The organism is Pseudomonas sp. M1 (assembly GCF_022760135.1).
Taxonomy (GTDB): Bacteria; Pseudomonadota; Gammaproteobacteria; order Pseudomonadales; family Pseudomonadaceae; genus Pseudomonas; species Pseudomonas citronellolis.
In genome coordinates this window covers 5,156,132-5,177,200 of the sequence record NZ_CP094343.1, presented here as the reverse complement: position 1 = coordinate 5,177,200, position 21,069 = coordinate 5,156,132, and the positions used below count along the sequence as shown (strand labels likewise).

Annotated in this window: 21 protein-coding genes; 12 read left to right on the top strand and 9 right to left on the bottom strand. The window is 67.1% G+C overall.

Translation table 11 applies throughout. From position 1 onward, the window contains the following. The first annotated feature begins 5 nt into the window (after window positions 1–5). The 3 genes from PM1_RS22730 to rffA are packed head-to-tail and all read left to right on the top strand — an operon-like array spanning window position 6 to window position 3,737. Window positions 6–962, top strand: a complete 957-nt coding sequence (locus PM1_RS22730; RefSeq protein WP_009618468.1) for a lysylphosphatidylglycerol synthase transmembrane domain-containing protein — start codon at window positions 6–8, stop codon at window positions 960–962. Further along, entirely contained in the window at window positions 959–2,587 is a 1,629-nt protein-coding gene (locus tag PM1_RS22725) for a hypothetical protein (protein ID WP_024128229.1), read from the top strand. Before PM1_RS22730 ends, PM1_RS22725 begins: the two co-directional genes overlap by 4 nt. 4 nt (window positions 2,588–2,591) lie before the next feature. Then, entirely contained in the window at window positions 2,592–3,737 is a 1,146-nt protein-coding gene (rffA, locus tag PM1_RS22720; RefSeq protein ID WP_024128230.1) for a dTDP-4-amino-4,6-dideoxygalactose transaminase, read from the top strand. Between the two features lie 49 nt (window positions 3,738–3,786). Here rffA and PM1_RS22715 read toward each other — a convergent pair whose 3' ends face one another. The 5 genes from PM1_RS22715 to PM1_RS22695 form a co-directional block, all read right to left on the bottom strand. Next, window positions 3,787–4,485, bottom strand: a complete 699-nt coding sequence (locus PM1_RS22715) for a pirin family protein (RefSeq protein WP_009618465.1) — start codon at window positions 4,483–4,485, stop codon at window positions 3,787–3,789. Between the two features lie 129 nt (window positions 4,486–4,614). Next, the gene (tcyN, locus tag PM1_RS22710; RefSeq protein ID WP_009618464.1) at window positions 4,615–5,379 is read right to left on the bottom strand and encodes an L-cystine ABC transporter ATP-binding protein TcyN; all 765 of its coding nucleotides are present in this window, start codon (window positions 5,377–5,379) and stop codon (window positions 4,615–4,617) included. Next, complete coding sequence (gene tcyL, locus PM1_RS22705) at window positions 5,376–6,047, bottom strand: cystine ABC transporter permease (RefSeq protein ID WP_024128231.1); 672 nt, start codon at window positions 6,045–6,047, stop codon at window positions 5,376–5,378. The genes tcyN and tcyL overlap by 4 nt, the downstream gene beginning before the upstream one ends. Further along, the gene (gene tcyJ, locus PM1_RS22700) at window positions 6,047–6,850 is read right to left on the bottom strand and encodes a cystine ABC transporter substrate-binding protein (RefSeq protein ID WP_009618462.1); all 804 of its coding nucleotides are present in this window, start codon (window positions 6,848–6,850) and stop codon (window positions 6,047–6,049) included. Before tcyJ ends, tcyL begins: the two co-directional genes overlap by 1 nt. 112 nt (window positions 6,851–6,962) lie before the next feature. Next, the gene (locus tag PM1_RS22695) at window positions 6,963–7,961 is read right to left on the bottom strand and encodes a D-cysteine desulfhydrase (RefSeq protein WP_009618461.1); all 999 of its coding nucleotides are present in this window, start codon (window positions 7,959–7,961) and stop codon (window positions 6,963–6,965) included. 192 nt (window positions 7,962–8,153) lie between these two features. Here PM1_RS22695 and hflK (PM1_RS22690) point away from each other — a divergent pair, with 192 nt between their 5' ends. The 9 genes from hflK (PM1_RS22690) (at window position 8,154) to PM1_RS22650 (ending at window position 17,258) form a co-directional block, all read left to right on the top strand. Further along, window positions 8,154–10,127 (top strand): protease modulator HflK, encoded by a 1,974-nt coding sequence (gene hflK / locus PM1_RS22690; RefSeq protein ID WP_009618460.1) that lies wholly within the window; start codon window positions 8,154–8,156, stop codon window positions 10,125–10,127. After that, window positions 10,124–11,149, top strand: a complete 1,026-nt coding sequence (gene hflC, locus PM1_RS22685; RefSeq protein ID WP_009618459.1) for a protease modulator HflC — start codon at window positions 10,124–10,126, stop codon at window positions 11,147–11,149. The genes hflK (PM1_RS22690) and hflC overlap by 4 nt, the downstream gene beginning before the upstream one ends. After that, complete coding sequence (hflK, locus tag PM1_RS22680; protein WP_009618458.1) at window positions 11,142–12,167, top strand: protease modulator HflK; 1,026 nt, start codon at window positions 11,142–11,144, stop codon at window positions 12,165–12,167. Before hflC ends, hflK (PM1_RS22680) begins: the two co-directional genes overlap by 8 nt. Window positions 12,168–12,266: 99 nt before the next feature. Continuing rightward, entirely contained in the window at window positions 12,267–12,755 is a 489-nt protein-coding gene (locus PM1_RS22675) for a hypothetical protein (protein ID WP_009618457.1), read from the top strand. A 12-nt stretch (window positions 12,756–12,767) separates the two neighbouring features. Next, the gene (locus tag PM1_RS22670; RefSeq protein ID WP_009618456.1) at window positions 12,768–14,738 is read left to right on the top strand and encodes a cation-translocating P-type ATPase; all 1,971 of its coding nucleotides are present in this window, start codon (window positions 12,768–12,770) and stop codon (window positions 14,736–14,738) included. 69 nt (window positions 14,739–14,807) lie between these two features. After that, entirely contained in the window at window positions 14,808–15,011 is a 204-nt protein-coding gene (locus tag PM1_RS22665) for a hypothetical protein (RefSeq protein WP_009618454.1), read from the top strand. Between the two features lie 103 nt (window positions 15,012–15,114). Beyond that, window positions 15,115–15,372, top strand: a complete 258-nt coding sequence (locus PM1_RS22660) for a hypothetical protein (RefSeq protein WP_009618451.1) — start codon at window positions 15,115–15,117, stop codon at window positions 15,370–15,372. Between the two features lie 2 nt (window positions 15,373–15,374). Beyond that, window positions 15,375–16,142 carry a precorrin-6A synthase (deacetylating) gene (cobF, locus tag PM1_RS22655; protein ID WP_024128233.1) on the top strand — a complete coding sequence of 256 codons (768 nt, stop codon included), beginning with the start codon at window positions 15,375–15,377 and terminating at the stop codon, window positions 16,140–16,142. Window positions 16,143–16,232: 90 nt separating this feature from the next. Further along, window positions 16,233–17,258 carry a Fic family protein gene (locus PM1_RS22650; protein WP_009618448.1) on the top strand — a complete coding sequence of 342 codons (1,026 nt, stop codon included), beginning with the start codon at window positions 16,233–16,235 and terminating at the stop codon, window positions 17,256–17,258. Between the two features lie 202 nt (window positions 17,259–17,460). On the opposite strand, the gene PM1_RS22645 is transcribed toward PM1_RS22650, so the two are convergent. Genes PM1_RS22645 through PM1_RS22630 form a run of 4 tightly spaced genes read right to left on the bottom strand, consistent with a single transcriptional unit; the run spans window position 17,461 to window position 20,950 of the window. Next, window positions 17,461–18,081, bottom strand: a complete 621-nt coding sequence (locus tag PM1_RS22645) for an ABC-type transport auxiliary lipoprotein family protein (protein WP_009618446.1) — start codon at window positions 18,079–18,081, stop codon at window positions 17,461–17,463. After that, complete coding sequence (locus PM1_RS22640; RefSeq protein ID WP_009618444.1) at window positions 18,078–19,016, bottom strand: MlaD family protein; 939 nt, start codon at window positions 19,014–19,016, stop codon at window positions 18,078–18,080. Before PM1_RS22640 ends, PM1_RS22645 begins: the two co-directional genes overlap by 4 nt. Further along, window positions 19,017–19,808: an ABC transporter ATP-binding protein gene (locus PM1_RS22635; protein ID WP_178132241.1), complete on the bottom strand. Its 792-nt coding sequence runs from the start codon at window positions 19,806–19,808 to the stop codon at window positions 19,017–19,019. Further along, window positions 19,802–20,950, bottom strand: coding sequence for an MlaE family ABC transporter permease (locus tag PM1_RS22630; RefSeq protein ID WP_024128234.1), 1,149 nt, complete (start codon window positions 20,948–20,950; stop codon window positions 19,802–19,804). The genes PM1_RS22635 and PM1_RS22630 overlap by 7 nt, the downstream gene beginning before the upstream one ends. Window positions 20,951–21,069: the final 119 nt, after the last annotated feature.

Sequence of the window (21,069 nt, the reverse complement as noted above, 5' to 3'; positions counted from 1 at the left end):
TGTTGATGTCTCGTCGTATGTGGCTGGTTCTCTTCCAGGCAAGCTTCTCTGTTGCCGTGGTCGTCTACCTCATTCGTTTTCTCGATTGGTCGGCTGTCGCCTCGCTGCTGCGCGATGGGAGCCTTTATCGTCTTTGGCCCGGGCCATTGATTCTTCTCGTGGGGCTGGTCATGGCTGCCAATCGTTGGCGCCTGGTTCTTGCCGCTTTAGGTATTGTCCTGCGATCTTCGAGTGCTCTCTATCTGTATCTGGTGGGCACCTTCTACGGTGTCATGCTGCCCGGTGTGCTGGGGGGGGATGCTGTGCGGGTAGCGCTGTGTGCGGCGCGCCAGCGTGGGGCTCTACCCAGGGTTCTGGCTTCCGTGGCCATCGAACGCGGACTGGGACTCTGTGGTGTGGCGTTGGTCGGTTCGCTGGGCGTGCTTGCGCTGAACGATGTCCTTAGTCGCAAGCTGGGTTCGGAGGCACTCTTGATTGCTCCGACGATTGTGGCCTCGCTATTGGTTTTCATCGTGGCGTTGAGTGCTGCCCCGATGTTGCTGAAATGGCTTGGTAGCAGGTTCGTCAGCCAGCATCTGGACAGATTGGTGGTGCTCTACCAGAAGTTATGGAGTCTCCCGTCGGGGACGTTGTTGTCTACTTTGCTGCTTAGCACTTTGTTCCAGGCCGCAGATATTCTGGTTTTCTATTACTTCGCGCATGTCATGGCACTGGAACTGCCCCTGGCACTCTGCCTAGTAGTCATTCCAATCATCTATCTGTCGACTGTATTACCCATTTCACTGGGGGGGATAGGCGTTCGGGAAGGTGTGATGGTCTGGTTGCTGGGAAGAGTCGGCGTGCCAGTCGCGGACGCTGTGTTGCTCGCTTTCCTGATGTATCTCAATCGTGTGGCGCTTGCCCTGATCGGCGGTGCCGTAGCGGCATTGCATACCCTGATCGGTGCTGGAAAACGCACGTGAATTCGATATCGGTTTCTGCCCGCTGGGCGCGTACCCTGCCATTGGCGTTGCCGTTGCTGCTCTGTGTGTTGTTGTTGAGTGCATTGTCGGTATGGGAGCCCTACTGGCAGACCAATGACGATGTAGGCATGGCGATGCGTGTGGAAGGGTTCGGCTCGATTGCCGTGCCCAGTCGCAATCTGATCTTCTCCAATGCCCTGTGGGGGGCGTTCATTCAATGCATACCGAGTGTCCGCGGGTTACTCGGATATTCGTTGGTCACTTATCTGGTTCTGCTGACAGTTGCGCTAGTGGCTTGCCATTTTCTCATCCGTCGAGGCATGGGCCCCTGGGCCGCCGTGGTTGCGGTATTCAGCGTATTCTTTTACCCGTGCGTCTTCCCACAGTTCACAGTTGTTTCAGGGCTGGCTGGGATGGCAGCCGTGCTGGCGCTGCTGGATTATCGGGAGCGACGTGGCAACGGGGCGCTGTTCCTGTGCTTCATTCTGGCCCTGGTGTCCTATCTGATTCGATGGAACGAGTTTCTCTTCATCGTTGCTGTTTCGATACCGCTCTGGTTGTCGCTCCGTATCCTGCGTGATCGGGCGTTTCTCTTGCTGTTCCTTGCAATTGCTGCTGCCAGTCTTGCGGCAATCGCTTTCGATCGCGCGTCCTATTCGGATATCAGTTGGGCGAAGTACAACGCCTTCAATGCCGTAAGGGTGAAGCTTACGGACTATGGCCTGGCGGACTATCTGAAAACCCTTCCCCTGCATTCTTCCAGCGACCTGAGCAGCAATGATTTCGACCTGTTGAGGAACTGGTTCTTTGTCGATGACAACCTGACTTCTTCGCGGACCATGGAGGCGTTACGCCAGGCTGTGCCGGGTGAACTCAGTGCGCCGCGTAACGTTGGGAGGGGGATCGAATCCATCCGTTCTGCTTGGCAGGATCCGCGTGCTTTTCCACTTGCGCTGGCAGGACTGGTCATCGGTGCGCTATTGGGTAGTTTGCGAGTATGGCTATGCCTTTTTTTATTTTACGCTGGTCTGTTCTATACCGGTTATATAGGTAGGCCAGGAGTCTTCAGGGCCTATTATCCAGCGTTGAGTGCTTGCCTTCTGTGGATGATTGCACAGGCGTCGGCGTTGCGGGGTACGCGCCGGTGGCTGGCATATATAGCGCTTTGTTCTTTGGCAGCCAGTACCTTTTGGCAAACAGTAAAACAGCATCAGCAGATAGACGAGATGGTCCAGGATATCCGGCGCGACGTCAAAGAGTTGGGTACGGATGTGATCGTAACCTGGGGGGGGTATTTCCCTTATGAATATGTCTACTCGCCGTTTGATCGTAATCTGCACAACGCAGGATTTCGTTTTTACTCCCTCTCATCCGGAACCTATGCTCCGACTTCGCTGGCCTATCGGCTGGAAAGTGAGAAACCGGGCTGGTTCGTACAACGCCTGTTGTCCTCGCAAGGCCTCGACTTCAGTGGCTATGCCGATAGACCGATTCCAGCCCAGGGAGAATATCTTCTCAACTACTGCATGCAACGGCACCGAGGAGAGTTGGAACTCAAGGTCGTGAAGAATCTTGGCAGCATTGTTGTCGTCAATGCCAGATGTATAACCGGAAACAAGGGATAAGCCCGTGTCGAAAAAGCTTCCATTCAATCGTCCGTACATTTCCGGACGAGAGCTTTACAATATCGCCAATGCCCATCTTTCCGGGCATCTCTCTGGAGACGGTCAGTACACCAAGTTGTGCCATGCCTGGCTGGAGCGATACACCCGATCGGCCAAGGCGCTCTTGACCCATTCCTGCACTGCGGCCTTGGAAATGGCTGCTCTGCTGCTGAAGATCCAGCCGGGGGATGAAGTCATAATGCCTTCGTTCACCTTCGTTTCCACAGCCAATGCCTTTGTCTTGCGCGGAGCAGTGCCGGTCTTCGTAGATATCCGCGAGGACACTCTCAATCTTGATGAGCGCCTGATCGAGTCGGCAATCACTGAACATACCCGTGCAGTGGTGCCGGTTCACTATGCGGGTGTCGCCTGTGAAATGGACAGCATCATGGCCGTCGCGCATAAACGGCAGATCAAGGTCGTGGAAGATGCGGCCCAGGGTGTGATGGCATCTTACAAGGGACGTGCTCTGGGAAGCATTGGAGATCTTGGGGCATATAGCTTCCATGAGACCAAGAATGTCATCTCCGGAGAGGGCGGGGCATTGCTGGTCAACGAACCGCTGCTGGTCCAGCGCGCGGAGATCATTCGCGAAAAGGGGACCGACCGCAGCCGATTTTTCCGAGGCGAAGTGGACAAGTACACCTGGCAGGAAGTGGGGTCCTCATTCCTCCCTGGCGAATTGATAGCAGCATTCCTCTGGGCGCAGCTCGACGAAGCCGAACGCATCACTGAGGAGCGTTTGGCATGCTGGGAGCTGTATCACGAACTGCTCGAGCCGCTGGAGAAGGAAGGCCTCCTGCGTCGCCCTGTGGTGCCTGCCGACTGTCAGCACAACGCCCACATGTACTATGTGCTACTGGATTCCGCTGCAAGTCGGGAGCAACTGCTGGACGATCTGAAGCGACAGGGGATAGGGGCCGTTTTCCATTACGTGCCGCTGCATGCCTCCCCGGCAGGTGAGCGCTACGGTCGAGTGCACGACAGCATGGCGGTGACTGAACGGCAATCCGAGCGCCTGGTGCGTTTGCCCTTGTGGCTGGGGATTTCCGAAGCGGAGCAGAACCAGGTCGTCGAACAGATCAAAATCAGCCTTAAGTGCAGTGGTTGATGGACCGAAAAAGGCACGCCGAGGCGTGCCTTTTCGTTGTAGGTGGGGATCAGGCGACATCCACCAGAATCACCTCGCTGTCCTCCAGCGCCGTCACCTTCACCACCGCTTCCTCGGCGATGGCCGCGCCGTCGCGGGCTTCCAGGACCACGCCGTTGACTTCCACCTTGCCAGCCGCCGGCACCAGGTAGGCGCGGCGTTCGCTGCCCAGGGCGTATTCGGCGCTCTGGCCGGCTTTCAGGGTGGCGGCGGCCAGGCGGCCGTCGGCGCGGATGCGCAGGGTGTCTTCGTCGTTTTCGTCGCCGCTGGCGAGGATCACGAAGCGGCCGGCGCGGTCGCCTTTGGGGAACGGCTTGGCGCCCCAGGACGGCGTGCCGCCGCGTTGCGTCGGCAGGATCCAGATCTGGAAGATCCTGGTCACGTCCTGCTCCAGGTTGTATTCGGAGTGGACGATGCCGCTGCCGGCGCTCATCACCTGCACGTCGCCCGCCTCTGTGCGGCCCTTGTTGCCCAGGCTGTCCTGGTGGGTGATCGCCCCCTGGCGCACGTAGGTGATGATTTCCATCTCGCGGTGCGGGTGCGGCGGGAAGCCGGTGCCTGGGTCGATCTCGTCGTCGTTCCAGACGCGCAGGTTGCCCCAGCTCATGCGCTCGGGGTCGTAGTACTCGGCGAAGGAGAAGTGGTGCTTGGCGTTCAGCCAGCCGTGGTGGGCGCCGCCGAGCTGGGCGAAGGGTCTGCGTTCGATCATGGGATCAGTCCTCTTGGGGCGCCGGGCCGGCGAGTTGGCCGGCCTGCGCGGTTCATGGAGGCTATGTTGATCCCGCTTTAGTCGATATAAAAGCGCAAATATCCGAGCTGATTTATCGAATTTGCAGATTTATTCAGGTCGCCCCTGGTCGGGGTTGAGGAACTTGCTGAGGAACTGCCGGGTGCGTTCCTCGCGGGGCTGGGCGAACAGCGTCTTGGCGTCGCCCTGTTCGACGATCACCCCCTTGTCGATGAAGATCGCCCGGTTGGCGACGTCGCGGGCGAAGCTCATCTCGTGGGTGACGATGACCATGGTGCGCTTTTCCTGGGCCAGGCCGCGGATGGTCGCCAGCACTTCGCCGACCAGCTCCGGGTCGAGCGCCGAGGTGGGTTCGTCGAAGAGGATCACGTCCGGCTGCATGGCCAGGGCCCGGGCGATGGCCACGCGCTGCTGCTGGCCGCCGGAGAGGCGCTTGGGATAGGCGTCTTCCTTGCCGGCCAGGCCGACCTTCGCCAGCAATTGGCGGGCGCGTTGCACGGCGCTGTCGCGGGGCTCCTTCTTGACGATCACCGGGCCTTCGATGACGTTTTCCAGCGCGGTGCGGTGGGGGAACAGGTTGAAGTTCTGGAACACGAAGCCGACGTGCTGGCGCAGCTTGCGGATCAGCCCCTGCTGCGGCTTGAGCGGGCGCGAGGCGTCGATCTCGATGTCGCCGACGCGGATGGTCCCGCCGTTGGGGATTTCCAGCAGGTTCAGGCAGCGCAGCAGGGTGGTCTTGCCCGAGCCGCTGGGGCCGATGATCGCCACCACCTCGCCGGCCGCGACCGACAGGTCGATGCCCTTGAGCACCTCCTGGCCGCGGAACTGCTTGGTGAGCTTGCGTACCTCGATCATGCCTCGTGCTCCCGGTCATGGCGATTGACCCGCTCTTCCAGGCGGTTCTGCAGGTGCGCCAGGACGCTGGCGAGCACCCAGTAGATGAGCGCGGCGGTGAGGTACATGGTGAACACCTCGAAGGTCCGCGCGGTGATCAGCTGCGCCTGGCGGAACAGCTCCGGCACCTGGATGGTGGCGGCCAGGGCGGTGTCCTTGACCAGCGAGATGAAGCTGTTGCCCAGCGGCGGCAGGGCGGTGCGCGCGGCCTGCGGCAGCACCACCCGGCGCAGAGTCTGGGCGCGCGTCATGCCGATGCTGGAGGCTGCCTCCCACTGGCCGCGGTCGATGGAGCCGATGGCGGCGCGGAGGATCTCGCAGACGTAGGCGGCCATGTTCAGCGAGAAGCCGATCAGCGCCGCCGGCAGCGGGTCCAGCTCCAGGCCCAGCTGCGGCAGGCCGTAGTAGATCATGAACAACTGCACCAGCAGCGGCGTGCCGCGGAAGAACGACACGTAGATGCGCGCCAGCCAACTGAACAGCGCATGGCCATACAGCCGCGCCAGGGCGAGGATGAACCCCAGCAGCAGGCCGAAGAACATCCCGCCGATGCTGAGGACTACGGTAAAGACCGCGCCCTTGAGCAGGAAGGGCGCGGAATCCAGAGCGAGCTGCAGGCTTTCGTCGATCATTGGGTGACGTCAGCCTGGAACCACTTCTCCGAGAGCTTTTTCAGCGAGCCATCGGCCTTGAACTTCTCGATGGCCTTGTTCAGCGCGCCGAGCAGCTCGGGGTTGCCCTTGCGCAGGGCGATGCCGGCTTCCTGGCGGGCGAAGGGCGCGCCGGTCAGGGCCATGGCGCCCTTGGTCTTGTTGACCATGTCGAAGGCGGCCAGGCGGTCCACCAGGATCACGTCGATGCGCCCGCTGCGCAGGTCCTGGAACTTGGTCGGGTCGTCCTCGTAGGTGCGCACGTCGGCCTGTGGCACGTTCTGCTTCAGCCACTGCTCGTAGTTGGTGCCCAGGCCCACGCCGACCTTCACCCCGGCGAGCTTCTCGGGCGTGTCGTACTTGCTTTCGTCGCCCTTGCGCACCAGGGCCTGGATGCCGGAGACGGTGTAGGGCTCGGAGAAGTCGTACTTCTTCTTGCGCTCCTCGGAGATGGTCACCTGGTTGATCACCACGTCCAGGCGCTTGGACTCCAGGGCGGCGAGGATGCCATCCCACTTGGTCGGCTGGAGCTTGGCCTTCACCCCCAGTTCCTTGGCCAGCAGCTCGGCGAAGTCCACTTCGAAGCCGGACAGCTTGCCGTTCTCGTCGACGAAGCTGAAGGGCGGGTAGGTGCCTTCCAGGCCGACCTTGATCGCGCCGTTGCCCTGGATCTGTTTGAGCAGGTCCTCGTCGGCCGAGGCCTGCTGGCCGAGGAAGCTGGCGCCGAGGGCCAGGGTCAGGCCGGCGAAGATGAAACCGCGTCGCAGGATGGAGAAGTTCATGGTTGCCCTCGTTCTTGGTGTTTCAAGCAGGTTAGTAGGCTGCGCGACTATAGGGGGTCAATGGTTATGCAATAAAATAATGAAATATCCTTTTCATATAACTTGAGTGAATTCACAACAGCGACGGGTAGGCGAACAGCGCCGGGGCGCCGCCGGTGTGCAGGAACAGCAGCGGGCCTTCGGCGAAGCGGCCGTGGGCCACGCCATCGAGCAGGCCGGCCATGGCCTTGCCGGTGTAGACGGGGTCCAGCAGCAGGCCTTCGGTCGCGGCGAGCAGGCGCACCGCATCCAGGGTGCCGGCGTTGGGCTCGCCATAGCGCGGGCCGAAGTAGGCGTCCCACAGGTGCACGGCGAAGTGCGCCGCCAGCGGCCGGCCGAGCAAGTCCGCGGTGCGTTGCGCCAGGCCTTCCACCTTGGGTCGCTGGGTGGCGTCGGGACGCGAGACGGTAACGCCGATCACCGGGGTTTCCGGCAGCGCCTCGGCCAGCGCCAGGGCCAGCCCGGCATGGGTGCCGGCGCTGCCGGAAGCGAGCACCACGGCGGCGAAGTGCTGGCCGCTGGCGCGCACCTGCTCGGCCAGCTCCAGGCCGGCGCGCACGTAGCCCAGGGCGCCGAGGGCATTGGAGCCGCCGATGGGCACCAGGTAGGGCTTGCGCCCCTGGGCGCGCAGGCGCTCGCAGGCGTCCTGCAGCAGGGCGTCGGCGTCGTCGAGGTTGGCGACCGCTTCCACCTGGGTGCCGAACAGGTCCAGCAGCAGGCGGTTGCCGTTGCCCAGGTAGTTGGCGTCGTCGGTGCCGATGGGGTTTTCCAGCAGGGCCAGGCAGCCCAGGCCCAGGCGCGCGGCCAGCGCCGCGGTCTGGCGCACGTGGTTGGACTGGATGGCGCCGGCGGTCACCAGCACGTCGGCGCCGGCGGCGAGGGCATCGGCGGCGAGGTACTCCAGCTTGCGCACCTTGTTGCCGCCCATGGCCAGCGGGGTGAGGTCGTCGCGCTTGACGAAGAGCTCCCGGCCCAGTTGCGCCGACAGGCGCTCCAGCTTGTCCAGCGGGGTCGGGGCGCCGACCAGGTCGAGACGGGGGAAGCGGGCGAGGGCGTCGCGCAGGGAGCTCATCGGAGGGGACCTCGGCGGTACTTGAACGGTTCGCCAAGATAGAACGGGGCGGGGGCGCGCGGCAATTCGACGGCGGGGCTTTTCTTTGCGCCGCGTCTCGACGAGAATTTCACGCCGATTGTTATAAGGTTACATTTTGTTTCCCTGCGCGCCGATGTACCGGCTGGCCTCCTGGCCGCCTCTGGAGTTGTGATGCGAGTCGACCTGGACACCGCGGGCGAGGACCTGCAGGCGCTGCCGCGCTTCCAGCAGGCCGCGGTGCATGCCCGGCGCCTGTTCGCCCTGGCCCTGGGCAGCGGCCTGCTGGCCGCGCTGCTGTTCCTCCTGGCGATCCTCATCGGTCTGTTCGCCGCCCGCTCGCCCTGGCTGCCGCTGTTGTGCAACAACGCCGCGGCCTTGCTGCTGCTGGCCGCGGCGGCGCAGTCGGCCTGGCGCGTCGACGCCTGGCGGGCGCGCGCCCTGGGACAGGAGCCCTCGCTGCGCTGGTTCGGCGGGCGTGAGACGGCGGACGAACCGCTAGCCCCCGAAGCGTTGAGCGCCTATGACCGCTTCCTCGACAGCATCGGCCGTGGCATCCGTTCGCTGCTGCGGCGCATCGGCCCGGGCGCGCTCTGGCTGGCGGGGCTCTGCGTCGCCGCGCTGCTGGTGATCCGCGCCGGCTGGAGCCTGGCGCTGCCGGGCGCCGACCTTGGCCAGGCGGCCTATATCGGTGCCGGCCTGTTGCTGCTGGGCGCCTTCGGCCTGCTGGTGCTGGAGCGCCACTTCGCCGCCAGCGGCGAGGCCCAGTGGCCGGAAGCCGCCGCCCTGGCGCCGCTGCTGCGGCTGGTCATCGCCGTGCAGCTGCTGTCGCTGCCCGGCCTGCTGTTCGCCAGCGCCGACAACCTCTGGCCGGTGCGCCTGCTGGTATTGCTCGGCCTATTGCCCGCCGCGGTGGCCGTGGAGCTGCTGGCGCGCGCGGTGTTTTCCGCCTTCCTGCCGCAACGCGAGCGCGAGGAGCCGCGCCTGGTCGCCCGCAGCCTGGTGGCCGGGCAACTGCGCTGGCCGCCGCGGCCGCTGCAGTTCCTGCAGGACGAGTTGCAGCAACGCTTCGGTATCGACCTGCGCCAGGTCTGGGCCTTCGCCTTCATGCGCCGCGCCTTCCTGCCGGTGGCCGCGCTGGTGGCGCTGGTCGGCTGGCTGCTCAGCGGCATACACGAGGTGCCCCTGGACGGCCGCGGCGTCTACGAGCGCTTCGGCAAGCCCGAGGCGGTGCTGCAGCCGGGCCTGCATGTTGGCCTGCCCTGGCCGTTCGGGCGGGTGATCGCGGTGGAGAACGGCGTGATCCACGAACTGGCCACCTCCGGCGATTCCGCCGTCGCCGACCCGCCGGGCCCGGCCGATGGCCCCGCGCCGGACAGCGCCAACCGCCTGTGGGATGCCTCCCACCGCAGCGAGAAATCCCAGGTGATCGCCAGCGCCGCCGAAGGCAAGCAGAGCTTCCAGGTGGTCAACATGGACGTGCGCTTCGTCTACCGCATCGGCCTGGACGACGCCGCGGCCCTGGCGGCGACCTACAACAGCGCCGACGTGCCGGCGCTGATCCGCAGCACCGCCAGCCGCGTGCTGGTCCACGATTTCGCTTCGCGCACCCTGGACGGCGTCCTCGGCGGCGAGCGCGAGGCCCTGGCGCAGGACATCGGCAAGGCCGTGCAGGCCGACCTCGACGAGCTGCACAGCGGCGTGGAAATCCTCGCCACCGTGGTCGAGGCCATCCACCCGCCGGCCGGCGCGGCGAACGCCTACCATGGCGTGCAGGCGGCGCAGATCACCGCCCAGGCCCTGATCGCCCGCGAGCGCGGCAAGGCCGCCGAGCAGGGCAACGAGGCCCGCCTGGCCGCCAGCCAGGCGGTGGACAAGGCCAATGCCGATGCCCGCGAGACGCTGGCCGCGGCGCGGGCCGCCGACCTGCGCTTCGGCGCCGAGCGCAAGGCCTGGCAGGACGCCGGCCAGTCGTTCCTGCTGGAACAGTATTTCGCCCGCCTGGGCCAGGGCCTGGGCAATGCCAACGCCCTGGTCATCGACCATCGACTGGGCGCCGGCGATGCGCCGACCCTCGACCTGCGCGGCTATTTCACCGCGCCCTTCGACCCGGCGCGCAAGCCGGCCAAACAGGAGCTCGCCCCTTGAGTTCGTCGCACAGCCACGACCACGCGCACCACGACCACGACCATGAGCACGGCCACCCCCCTCACGAGCATGCGCACGGCGGCGCCGGGCCCTTGCCCTGGCGGCGCCTCGGCCTGGCCGCGCTGCTGGTGCTGTTCGCCGCCGCCACCGCCTGCCTGGTGCAGGTGCGCTCCGGCGAGGCGACCGTGGTCACCCGTTTCGGCAACCCGGTGCGGGTGCTGCTGCAGCCGGGGCTGGCCTGGCGCCTGCCGGTGCCGTTCGAGGCGGCCATCCCGGTGGACCTGCGCCTGCGCACCACCTCCAGCGGCCTGCAGGACGTCGGCACCCGCGACGGCCTGCGCATCATCGTCCAGGCCTACGTGGCCTGGCAGGTGCAGCCCGACGCGGACGACGTGCAGCGCTTCATGCGCGCGGTGCAGAACCAGCCCGACGAGGCAGCGCGGCAGATCCGCACCTTCGTCGGCTCGGCCCTGGAAACCACCGCCAGCGGCTTCGACCTGGCCGACCTGGTGAACACCGACGGCAGCAAGGTGCGCATCGCCGACTTCGAGCAGCGCCTGCGCGGGCAGATCGACAAGACCCTGCGCGACACCTACGGCGTGCGCGTGCTGCAGGTGGGCATCGAGCGCCTGACGCTGCCCTCGGTGACCCTCGGCGCCACCGTCGACCGCATGCGCGCCGAGCGCGAGACCATCGCCACCGAGCGCACCGCCGAGGGCAAGCGCAAGGCCGCCGAGATTCGCTCCGCCGCCGAGCGCGACGCGCGCATCCTGCAGGCCGACGCCACGGTCAAGGCCGCCGACATCGAGGCGCAGTCCCGCGTCGAGGCGGCGGACATCTACGCCAAGGCCTACGCCGGCTCGCCCGAGCTGTACAACCTGCTGCGCTCGCTGGATACCCTGGGCACCATCGTCAACTCCGGCACCCGCCTGGTCCTGCGTACCGATGCCGCGCCCTTCCGCGTGCTGGTGGACGGCCCGCCGCAACTGCCGGCGCCCAAGCCGGGTGCGCAGCATGAGTGAGCGCGCCGAGGGCGGCAGCCCCTGGCTGCAGGCCGGGCGCCTGGCGTTCGTCGCGCTCTATGGCGTGACGCTGCTGGCGGCGCTCGGCTGGGCGCTGTCCAACGTCCGCGAGATCGGCCCGGACAGCCGCGCCGTGGTGCTGCGCATGGGCGCCCTGCAGCGCATCGCCAACCCCGGCCTGCTGCTGGCCTGGCCTCAGCCCTTCGAGCAGGTGGTGTTGCTGCCGGCGGCCGAGCGCGTCATCGAGCGCCGGGTGGAAACCCTGCTGCGCTCGGCCCAGGCGCAGAAGGCCGACCTCGACGTCAGCCTGGTCAACGACGCCACGGCCGGCTCCGGCTACCTGCTGACCGGCGATGCCGGCGTCGTGCAACTGGACGTGCGGGTGTTCTACAAGGTGGTCGACCCCTACGCCTACGTGCTCCAGGGCGAGCACGTGCTGCCGGCGCTCGACCGCCTGGTGGCGCGCAATGCCGTGAGCGTGTGCGCGGCCCGCGACCTGGACACCATCCTGGTCGCCCGCCCCGAACTGGTCGGCAGCGACAGCGCCGTGGCCGAGCGCCGCGAGCGCCTGCGCGGCGACCTGCAGCAGGGCGTCAACCAGAGCCTGGCTGCATTGGCCGCCGCCGGCAGCGGGCTGGGCATCGAGATCGAGCGGGTGGACGTGCAGTCCTCGCTGCCGCGCGAGGCGGTGAGCGCCTTCAACGCCGTGCTCACCGCCAGCCAGCTGGCCGAGCAGAACGTCGCCAGCGCGCAGAACGACGCCGCGCGGCAGACCCAGGCGGCCACCCAGGCCGCCGACCGCACCCTGCAGGTGGCCCGCGCCCAGGCCGGCGAGCGCCTGGCCAAGGCCCATGCCGACACCGCGACCATCACCAGCCTGGCCGCCAGCCAGGACCCCGGCCTGCTGCTGCGCCTGTACCGCGAGCGAGTGCCCGGCATCCTCGGCAAGGCCGGCGCGGTCACCACCGTCGACCCCCGCGACGCCGGCCGCCTGATCCTCCAGGGGCCGCAGCCGTGAAGCAATGGGCGGACAGATGTCACACGGACGCGCTAGGCTCGCCGAGGGCCGCAGGCCCGACACCCACATTCCGAGAAAACACCTAGGGCGGGACACTCCATGAACGCTGTCGCTTACCGGCACTCTTCCACTTCGTCGCGGGGCAACCGCTGGCGCCCCCTGGGCGCGCTGCTGCTGGCCCTGGGCCTGCTGCTCGGCGCCGGCAGCGCCGAGGCCGGCCGCGAACTGCCCTCGGGCATGCTGGTGGGCGTGGTGGACAGCGCCAGCTTCCCGGTCATCACCCTCAAGCGGCCCAAGCCCAACCTGCTCAAGCAAGTGGTCAGCCTGGGCCTGTACCAGAAGACCGTGAGCTACCCGGTGGCGGTCTCGGTGCGCATCCGCAACGAGAACAACCTGTTCATCGTCAATGGCCTGATGCCGCAGCTGAAGGACAAGTTCGTCGCCCTGAAGAGCGGCCTCAGCGGCCAGGTCAACCAGATCTGGGTGCTGACCGAGGCCGAGGCCGAGGAATACGTACAGCGCCCGGACACCCGCTTCCCGCCCCGGGCCACCCTCCTCAAGGACGACGAGACCGCGTCGAGCCAATGACCTGAGCGATAGATGAGCGCACACCACCACCACGGCCATCACCATGGCCACAGCCACGGCCACCTCACGGGGGCGATGCTCAGCCGCGACGAGCAGCGCGCCGCCGCCCGCCAGCTGAGCCTGGCCATGCTCGCCCTCGGCCTGCTGCTGCTCGGCCTGCTCTGGCGCTGGCTGGCGCCGCAGCAGGAAGGCGTGGCGCAGATGCTGCTGGGCGTCGCCTCGCTGCTGGTGGCGGTGCCGGTGCTGCGCTCGGCCGCCGCCAGCCTGCGCCACCCCAGCCTGCACGGCATCACCGACCAGCTGATCGCCCTGGCCATGCTCGGCGCCTGGGCCACCGGCGACCTGCTGACCGCAGCGCTGCTGCCGATCATCATGATCTTCGGCCACGTGCTGGAGGAGCGCAGCGTGATAGGCTCCCAGGAAGCCATCGAGGCCCTCGGCCGCCTGACCCGCAGCCAGGCCCGGCGCATCCGCGCCGACGGCGCCGTGGAGGAAGTGGACAACGCCCAGCTGCGTGCCGGCGACCAGGTGGAAGTGCGCGCCGGCGACCGCGTGCCGGCCGACGGCCGGGTGCTGGACGGCCAGGCCAGCCTGGACACCGCGCCCATCACCGGCGAATCGGTGCCGCTGGAGGCGCAGGCCGGGATGGAGGTCTACGGCGGCGCCATCAACCTCGACGGCCTGCTGCGCATCGAGGTGACGCGCACCGGCGAGGAATCCACCCTGGGCAAGGTGATCGCCCTGATGCAGCGCGCCGAGCGCGCCAAGCCGCCGATCACCCGCCTGCTGGAACGCTACGCCGGGCGCTACATGGTGCTGGTGCTGCTGATCGCCGCGGTCACCTGGTTCGTCACCAACGACCCCCAGGCCATGCTCGCCGTGCTGGTCGCCGCCTGCCCCTGCGCCCTGGTGCTGTCTGCGCCGGCCACGGCCATCGCCGGCATCGCCGTGGCGGCGCGCCACGGCATCCTGATCCGCAGTTCGGCCTTCCTCGAAGAGCTGGCCGACCTGACCTCGCTGGTGGTCGACAAGACTGGCACCCTGACCCACGGCAGCCTGCGCCTGCAGGCCCTGCGCGGCGAGCCCGGGGAAGACCCGGCGGCGCTGCGCCAACTGGCCGCCAGCCTGGGCGCGGCCAGCAGCCACCCGGTCAGCCGCGCCCTGGCCGCGCTGGTGCCCCACGATGCCTACCACCCGCTGGAAGACATCCGCGAACGCCAGGGCCTGGGCGTCATCGCCCACACCCCGCAGGGCGAGGCAGCTCTTGGCCGGCCCGAACTGTTCGCCCAACTGGGCATCGCCACCGCGCCGGTGCCCGAGCACGACGGCCCCATCGCCGGCCTGGCCCTGGGCGGGCGCTTCCGCGCCTGGCTGCTGCTGGCCGACAGCCTGCGCCCTGAGGCACCGCAGGCCATGGCCGAGCTGCGCGAACTGGGCCTGGGCCGCCAGCTGCTGCTCACCGGCGACCGCCAGAGCGTCGCCGAAGGCGTGGCGCGCGAAGTGGGCATCGCCGAAGTCAGCGCCCAGGCGCTGCCCGAAGACAAGCTGCACCGCGTCGGCGAGGAGATCGACAAGGGCTTCCGCCCGCTGGTGGTGGGCGACGGCATCAACGACTCGCTGGCGCTCAAGGCCGGCGTGGTGGGCGTGGCCATGGGCGCCGGCGGCGCCGACATCGCCCTGGCCTCGGCCGACGTGGTGCTGATCGGCAGCGACCTGCGCCGCCTGGGCACCTGCGTGCGGCTGAGCCGCCAGTGCCGGCGCACCCTGCAGGTGAACGTGGCGATCGGCCTGGGCTGGACCCTGGCCATAGTCGCGGCGGCCGCCTTCGGCCTGCTCGGCGCCGCCGGGGCGATGATCGCCGCCGTGCTGCACAACCTCAGCACCCTGCTGGTGCTGGGCAACGCCGGGCGCCTGCTGCGCTTCGACGAAAGCCTCGGCCAGGCGCGCCCGGAGGGGGCGTCCGGCCAGCCGGTCGGCGCCTGAGGAGCAGCGGGCACGGTGCCTATCGGGTATGATGGGCGCCGTTTCCGCATCTTTCACCCGGTTTCTATCATGACTTCCTCGCAACAGCCGCCGCGCGACGACAGCGCGGACACCCCGGCCCAGGCCCCGCTGTCCCTGGCCGAACTGACCCGCGCCGCCCTCGCCGCGCAGAAGGACGCCGCCGCCGGCTACCAGCCGCGCAAGGCCCACGACAAGGATGTACGCCGCCCGCCGGCGCCCCGCGGTTCGCGCCGCTCCATGGGCAAGCGCTGAGCGCCCCGGCGGGGAGCAAATGGCCGCCGGGCTTGTCGAAACAGGCCCGACATCCTCAGAATGACCGGCTCGCACTTTTGCCGGTCGCAGACAAGGAGAGGCAATGAAAGCGATTCCCCTGTTGCTCGGCGCCAGCCTGCTGGTGCTGGGCGGCTGCAAGACCTTCGGCGGCCACTACGAGATAGACGCCGTCGACGCCAACGGGCAGAAGCTCAACAAGAAGTCCTTCCTGGCCCAGGGCAGCGGCATCTACACGGTGCGCAACGCGCTCTGCTCCAGCTATCCCAAGGCCACGGTGATCATCCGTGATATCGACGCCGACCAGGAACTGGAAGGCGAGAGCCCCTACCATTGCAAATGACCATGAAACGACTGCTGCTGATCGGCGTGGGCGCCGGCGACCCCGAGCAACTGACCCTCCAGGCGGTCAAGGCATTGAACCGCGCCGACGTGTTCTTCCTGCTCGACAAGGGCGCCAGCAAGACCAAGCTGCTCGACCTGCGCCGCGACATCTGCGAGCGCTACGTCGAGCGCGGCGATTACCGCGTGGTGGAGGCCGAACTGCCGGAGCGCGAGCGCGGCGTGGCCGACTACGCCGGCAGCGTGGTGGACCTCAACGCGGCCAAGCAGGCGCTGTTCGAGCGGCTGATCGACGAGCACGTGGCCGAAGACGAATGCGGCGCCTTCCTGGTCTGGGGCGACCCGGCGCTGTACGACAGCAGCATCCGCATCCTCGACGCCATCGTCGCCAGCGGCCGGCTGCGCTTCGACTACGAAGTCATCCCCGGCATCACCAGCGTGCAGGCCCTGGCCGCGCGCCACCGCATCCCGCTCAACCACATAGGCGGCGCGGTGCAGATCACCACCGGCCGCCGCCTGGCCCGCGAAGGCCTGCCCGCCGGCGTGCAGGACGTGGTGGTGATGCTCGACGCCCAGGACAGCTACACCGGCCTGCGCGGCCAGGACCTGGAAATCTTCTGGGGCGCCTACGTCGGTACCCCGGACGAACTGCTGATCGCCGGCCGCCTGGACGAAGTCGCCGAACGCATCCGCGACACCCGCCTGAAGGCCCGCGAGGCCAATGGCTGGATCATGGATACCTATCTGTTGCGGCGGGTGGAGAACCAATAACGTGCGCTCGGTGTTTGCCACGGGTGGCACTGCCGTCAATGTACGCACTATCGCTTCGGATGCCTGCGCAGACTCGGACCAGATATCGCCATGAAGGCCTATGAACCACCGCTTGCCCTTTCCGCTTCACTGCTGCGATTGGTCGGTGAAATCTGCGAGCGGGTCGGTCGGCTTTCGGTGGGTGGCGACTCGGCATTGACGCCTCAACTACGGCGCGGCAACCGTATCCGTACCATCCAGGCCTCTCTGGCCATCGAAAACAACACCCTCAGCGTCGAGCAGGTCACTGCCGTGCTGGAGGGGAAGCGGGTGCTGGGATTGCCCCGTGAAATCCAGGAAGTGCGCAATGCCTTTCGCGCCTATGAATACCTGCCTTCCTGGCACCCGACCTCTCAACCCGACCTATTGGCAGCCCACGCCAGCCTGATGGAAGGGCTCATCGACGACGCGGGGCATTTTCGACAGGGTGGTGTCGGCATCTACCGGGGTGACCAACTGCTACACATGGCGCCGCCGGCCAACCGTGTCCCGACGCTGGTGGGGCAGTTGCTGGAGTGGCTGGGCCATACGGACTGGCACCCGCTACTGGCGAGTTGTGTTTTTCATTACGAGTTCGAATTCATTCACCCGTTCGCCGATGGCAACGGGCGCATGGGACGACTCTGGCAGACCTTGATACTCAGTCGCTGGAATCCGCTGTTGGCTTACTTGCCGGTGGAGAGGGTCATCCATGCTCAGCAGGAGGCCTACTACGCGGCCTTGGCCGAGGCCGATCATGTTGCACAGGCGACGCCCTTCGTTGACTACATGTTGCGGGCATTACTGGCAGCCATGGACGAAGTCGCGCAGACCGAACAAGTAAGCGATCAAGTTACCGATCAAGTAAACGAGAGCGTGCAACAGCTGTTGCAGGCTTTCAACAAGGGAGAAGCCCTCAAGTCCTCGGAAATCATGCGCAGGTTGGGGTTGTCGCACCGGCCAACCTTCCGGAAGAACTACCTGGGGCCGGCGATGGCGTCCGGATTGCTAGAAATGACCCAACCGGATTCTCCGCGCAGTCCCCTGCAGTGTTATCGCTTGACCGATCCGGGTCGGCGCAGGCGGGTTTCCGACTAGCCGTGGCGATGGGTATCGCTTCGCTCAACCCATCCTACGAAAGGCGCTCCGTAGGGCGTACAACCGTTCGCGGTTATACGCCGATACGCCGGGGCCACAGCCAACGCCAAGGTTGGCCTCGGAGCCGCCGGGAACAGAGGCCAAACGGCGCATAACGCCGCAGGCGTTATGCGCCCTACGTGTTGCCATTAGGCGCGTTCTTTCACCGCTCGAACTTCTGCGCCTGCCCCTGCTGCAACGTCCAGCCCACCACCTCTGCCGCCAGGCGGTCGGTGGCCTGGCCGAAGGCGCTGACCACTTCCGGCACCTTTTCCCCGGCGGCCGGCTGGCGGACCTCGAAGCGTCGTGTCGCGACGATGCGCTGGGTGGTGCTGCGCACCAGGCGGGCTTCGAGGATGACCACCGCTTCCACGCCCTTGTCGCGGTATTCGGCCTGGAAGGCGCGCAGATCGCCGCCCAGTTCCAGGTCGGCCTGCAGGCTGACTTCGTCGCTGCTCAGGGCCTGGATGCGGCCGTCGGCGCGGAAGGCGTCGAGCAGTCGGTCGCGCAGCAGCGGCGGGGCGCCGTCGGCCCAGCGCGCGCCCTTGTAGACGCTGAGCAGGTCGCCCCTGGGCTGCACGGCGATGCGGTTGCTGTCCAGCACCTGGCTGGTCCTGGGCGCCAGCACCCGCAGCGACCAGTCCACCGCCGGCGTGGCGCGCGGCGGTTGCTGCTGCGCCGGCAGCAGATAGATGTCCGGGGTCTCCGCCTTGGGCAGGATCGAGCAGGCCCCGAGCAGGGCGGCGAGGGCGCTGTAGCCGAGCAGGCGCAGGGGGGCCTTCATGGTTGGAACTCCTTGGTGCGGTTGCCGCCGAACAGGTAGTTGGTCGGGTTCTCTTCCAGGCGCCGGGTGACCCGCTGCAGGTTCTCCAGGGTGGCGCGCAGTTCGCGTACCGCCGGGCCTATCTCGCCCAGGCCGTTCAGCCCGCCGTTGACCGAGTCGTAGTTGCTGTCGAGCAGGCGCTCGACCTTCTCGCTGCTGCGTTGCAGCGCGGCGAGGGTCTGCTGGGCGCTGACCAGCGAATCCTTGCCCTGGCTGCCGAGCAACTGGTTGGCGTTGCCCAGCAACTGGCTGGCGTTGGCCAGGGTCAGCTTGGCCTGTTCGCTGGCCGCGGCCAGTTCCTGCACGGTGCGGCGGATGTCGCCGCGCTGCTCGGCGATCACCGCGGTGGCCTGGTCGATGTGGTCGAGGGTGCGGCTGATGCGGTCGACGTTCTCCTGGGAGAACATGCGGTTGACGTTGTTGATCAGGTTGCTGACGTTGGTGGCGATGTCCTCGCCGTTGGCCAGCAGCTTGCTCAGCGGCGAGGGGATGGTCTTGATCACCGGCACCTGGCCGTCCTTGCCCACCAGCGGCGGGCTTTCCGGCGAGCCGTTGCTGAGCTGGATGATGGCGGTGCCGGTGACCCCGGTGATGGCCAGCTTGGCGCGGGTGTCCTGGCGGATCGGCGTCTGGTCGAACACGCGGATGCGCGCCAGCACCTTGCGCGGGTCGCGCGGGTCCAGCCGCAGGCTGACCACGTCGCCGACCTTGATCCCGCTGTACTGCACGGTGCCGCCCTGGGACAGGCCGGTCACCGCCTCGGTGAAGATCACGTCGTAGTAGTTGTACTGCTGGTCGCTGCTGTTCTTGGCCAGCCACAGGCCGAAGAGCAGGCCGCCGGCCGCCACCAGCACGGTGAACAGGCCGATGACCACGTGGTGGGCGCGGGTTTCCATTCAGTTCTCCTCCCGCAGGCGGTCCGCCGCCTGCTGCGCGGCACGGCCGCGCGGGCCGTGGAAATAGTCCTGGACCCAGGCGTCGGGGTTGGCCGCAACCTCGTCGAGGCTGCCGACCACCAGCACGCGCTTCTGCGACAGCACGGCGACGCGGTCGCAGATGGTGTAGAGGGTGTCCAGGTCGTGGGTGACCAGGAACACGGTGAGGCCGAAGGCCTCGCGCAGGGTCAGGATCAACTGGTCGAAGGCCGCCGCGCCGATCGGGTCGAGGCCGGCGGTGGGCTCGTCGAGGAACAGGATGTCCGGGTCCAGGGCCAGGGCGCGGGCCAGGGCTGCGCGCTTGACCATGCCGCCGGACAGCTCCGCGGGATACTTGTCGCCGGCCTCCGGCGGCAGCCCGGCCAGGGAGATCTTCACCTTGGCCAGGTACTCGGCGTCGTCGCGGGTGAGCCCGGCGTGCTCGATCAGCGGCAGGCAGACGTTCTCGCTGACGGTCAGCGAGGAGAACAGCGCGCCGTTCTGGAACAGCACGCCGAAGCGCCGTTCGATCTTCGAGCGCTGCTCCGGCGGCAGTTCCAGCAGGTTCTGCCCGAACACGTGGATCTGCCCCTCCTGGGGCCGGCGCAGGCCGATGATGGCGCGCAGCAGCACCGACTTGCCGGTGCCGGAGCCGCCGACCACGCCGAGGATTTCGCCGCGGCGCACGTCCAGGTCCAGGTGCTCGTGCACCGCGTGGTCGCCGAAGCGGTTGCACAGGTCGCGGACCTGGATGATGGCTTCTTCGCTCACCAGCCCATCTCCATGAAGAACAGCGCGGCGATGGCGTCGATGAGGATCACCGCGAAGATCGACTGGACCACCGCCGAGGTGGTGTGCTCGCCGACCGACTGCGCGCTGCCGCTGACGCGGAAGCCTTCCAGGCAGCCGATCACGGCGATCACGAAGGCGAACACCGGCGCCTTCACCAGGCCCACCAGGAAGTGCTGCACGGCGATGTCGTTCTGCAGCATGACCATGAACATGCGCGGCGAGATGTCCAGCGACAGCGCGCAGACCACGCCGCCGCCGACGATGCCCGAGAGCATCGCCAGGAAGGTCAGCAGCGGCAGCACCAGCAGCAACGCCAGCACCCGCGGCAGCACCAGCAGTTCCATCGGGTCCAGGCCCAGGGCGCGGATGGCGTCGATCTCCTGGTTCGACTTCATCGAGCCGATCTGCGCGGTGAAGGCGCTGGCGGTGCGCCCGGCGAGGAGGATGGCGGTGAGCAGCACGCCGAACTCGCGCAGGAACGAGAAGCCCACCAGGTCGACGGTGTAGATGGCCGCGCCGAACTTGTTCAGCACGGTGGCGCCGAGGAAGGCCACCACGGCGCCGACCATGAAGGTCAGCAGGGCCACGATGGGCACGGCGTCCAGGCCGGTCTGCTCCATGTGCGCGGCCAGCGAGGTGGGCCGCCAGCGCCGTGGGTTCAGGGCGCAGCGCGCCAGGCTTTCGAGGGTCAGGCCGATGAAGCCGAGCACGCCCACCAGGTCCTTCCAGAAGACCTCCATGGCGCGGCCGATGCGTTCCAGCAGGTCGACCAGGGCGTTGCCTGGTGGCGGCTTCTTCTCGTGCAGGCGGCACTGGGTGATGGAGCTGCCCACCGCGCGCAGCAGGTCGCGGCGCTCCCTGGGCACCTCGGCGGCGATCTCGTCCAGGCGCTGCAGGCCGCTGGCGCCGATCAGGTCGGCGAGCAGGCTGGCGCCGGCGGTGTCGAGGGCGCCGAGCCGGCTGAAGTCGAAGCCCCCAGCGTGGGTCCGCTGGCCGTCGAGGGCGCCGACCTGGCGCTGCAGGTCGGCGAAATGGGCGAGCGTCCAGTCGCCGCTGACTTGCAGCAGGGGCGGGGAGGCGGAGGTGTCCAGGCGCAGCTGGCCGGCTTGAGCGGTTTCGGTCATCCCACGGAGTCTAGCGGAGTTGTGTGACGAGACCATCCGTCGCCTTCCACTCAGGGCGGTTACAGGATGTTTCTTGACATTGTTAGCAAGCTATTTAATAGTTCGGTCAACGATTTTGC

Excerpts from the sequence above, each read along its gene's own strand:
- PM1_RS22730 (WP_009618468.1), top strand. The coding sequence starts at position 6 with ATGTCTCGTCGTATGTGGCTGGTTCTCTTCCAGGCAAGCTTCTCTGTT.
- PM1_RS22715 (WP_009618465.1), bottom strand. The coding sequence starts at position 4,485 with ATGATCGAACGCAGACCCTTCGCCCAGCTCGGCGGCGCCCACCACGGC.
- tcyN (WP_009618464.1), bottom strand. The coding sequence starts at position 5,379 with ATGATCGAGGTACGCAAGCTCACCAAGCAGTTCCGCGGCCAGGAGGTG.
- tcyJ (WP_009618462.1), bottom strand. The coding sequence starts at position 6,850 with ATGAACTTCTCCATCCTGCGACGCGGTTTCATCTTCGCCGGCCTGACC.
- PM1_RS22695 (WP_009618461.1), bottom strand. The coding sequence starts at position 7,961 with ATGAGCTCCCTGCGCGACGCCCTCGCCCGCTTCCCCCGTCTCGACCTG.
- hflK (WP_009618460.1), top strand. The coding sequence starts at position 8,154 with ATGCGAGTCGACCTGGACACCGCGGGCGAGGACCTGCAGGCGCTGCCG.
- hflK (WP_009618458.1), top strand. The coding sequence starts at position 11,142 with ATGAGTGAGCGCGCCGAGGGCGGCAGCCCCTGGCTGCAGGCCGGGCGC.
- PM1_RS22675 (WP_009618457.1), top strand. The coding sequence starts at position 12,267 with ATGAACGCTGTCGCTTACCGGCACTCTTCCACTTCGTCGCGGGGCAAC.
- PM1_RS22670 (WP_009618456.1), top strand. The coding sequence starts at position 12,768 with ATGAGCGCACACCACCACCACGGCCATCACCATGGCCACAGCCACGGC.
- PM1_RS22665 (WP_009618454.1), top strand. The coding sequence starts at position 14,808 with ATGACTTCCTCGCAACAGCCGCCGCGCGACGACAGCGCGGACACCCCG.
- PM1_RS22660 (WP_009618451.1), top strand. The coding sequence starts at position 15,115 with ATGAAAGCGATTCCCCTGTTGCTCGGCGCCAGCCTGCTGGTGCTGGGC.
- cobF (WP_024128233.1), top strand. The coding sequence starts at position 15,375 with ATGAAACGACTGCTGCTGATCGGCGTGGGCGCCGGCGACCCCGAGCAA.
- PM1_RS22650 (WP_009618448.1), top strand. The coding sequence starts at position 16,233 with ATGAAGGCCTATGAACCACCGCTTGCCCTTTCCGCTTCACTGCTGCGA.
- PM1_RS22645 (WP_009618446.1), bottom strand. The coding sequence starts at position 18,081 with ATGAAGGCCCCCCTGCGCCTGCTCGGCTACAGCGCCCTCGCCGCCCTG.
- PM1_RS22640 (WP_009618444.1), bottom strand. The coding sequence starts at position 19,016 with ATGGAAACCCGCGCCCACCACGTGGTCATCGGCCTGTTCACCGTGCTG.
- PM1_RS22630 (WP_024128234.1), bottom strand. The coding sequence starts at position 20,950 with ATGACCGAAACCGCTCAAGCCGGCCAGCTGCGCCTGGACACCTCCGCC.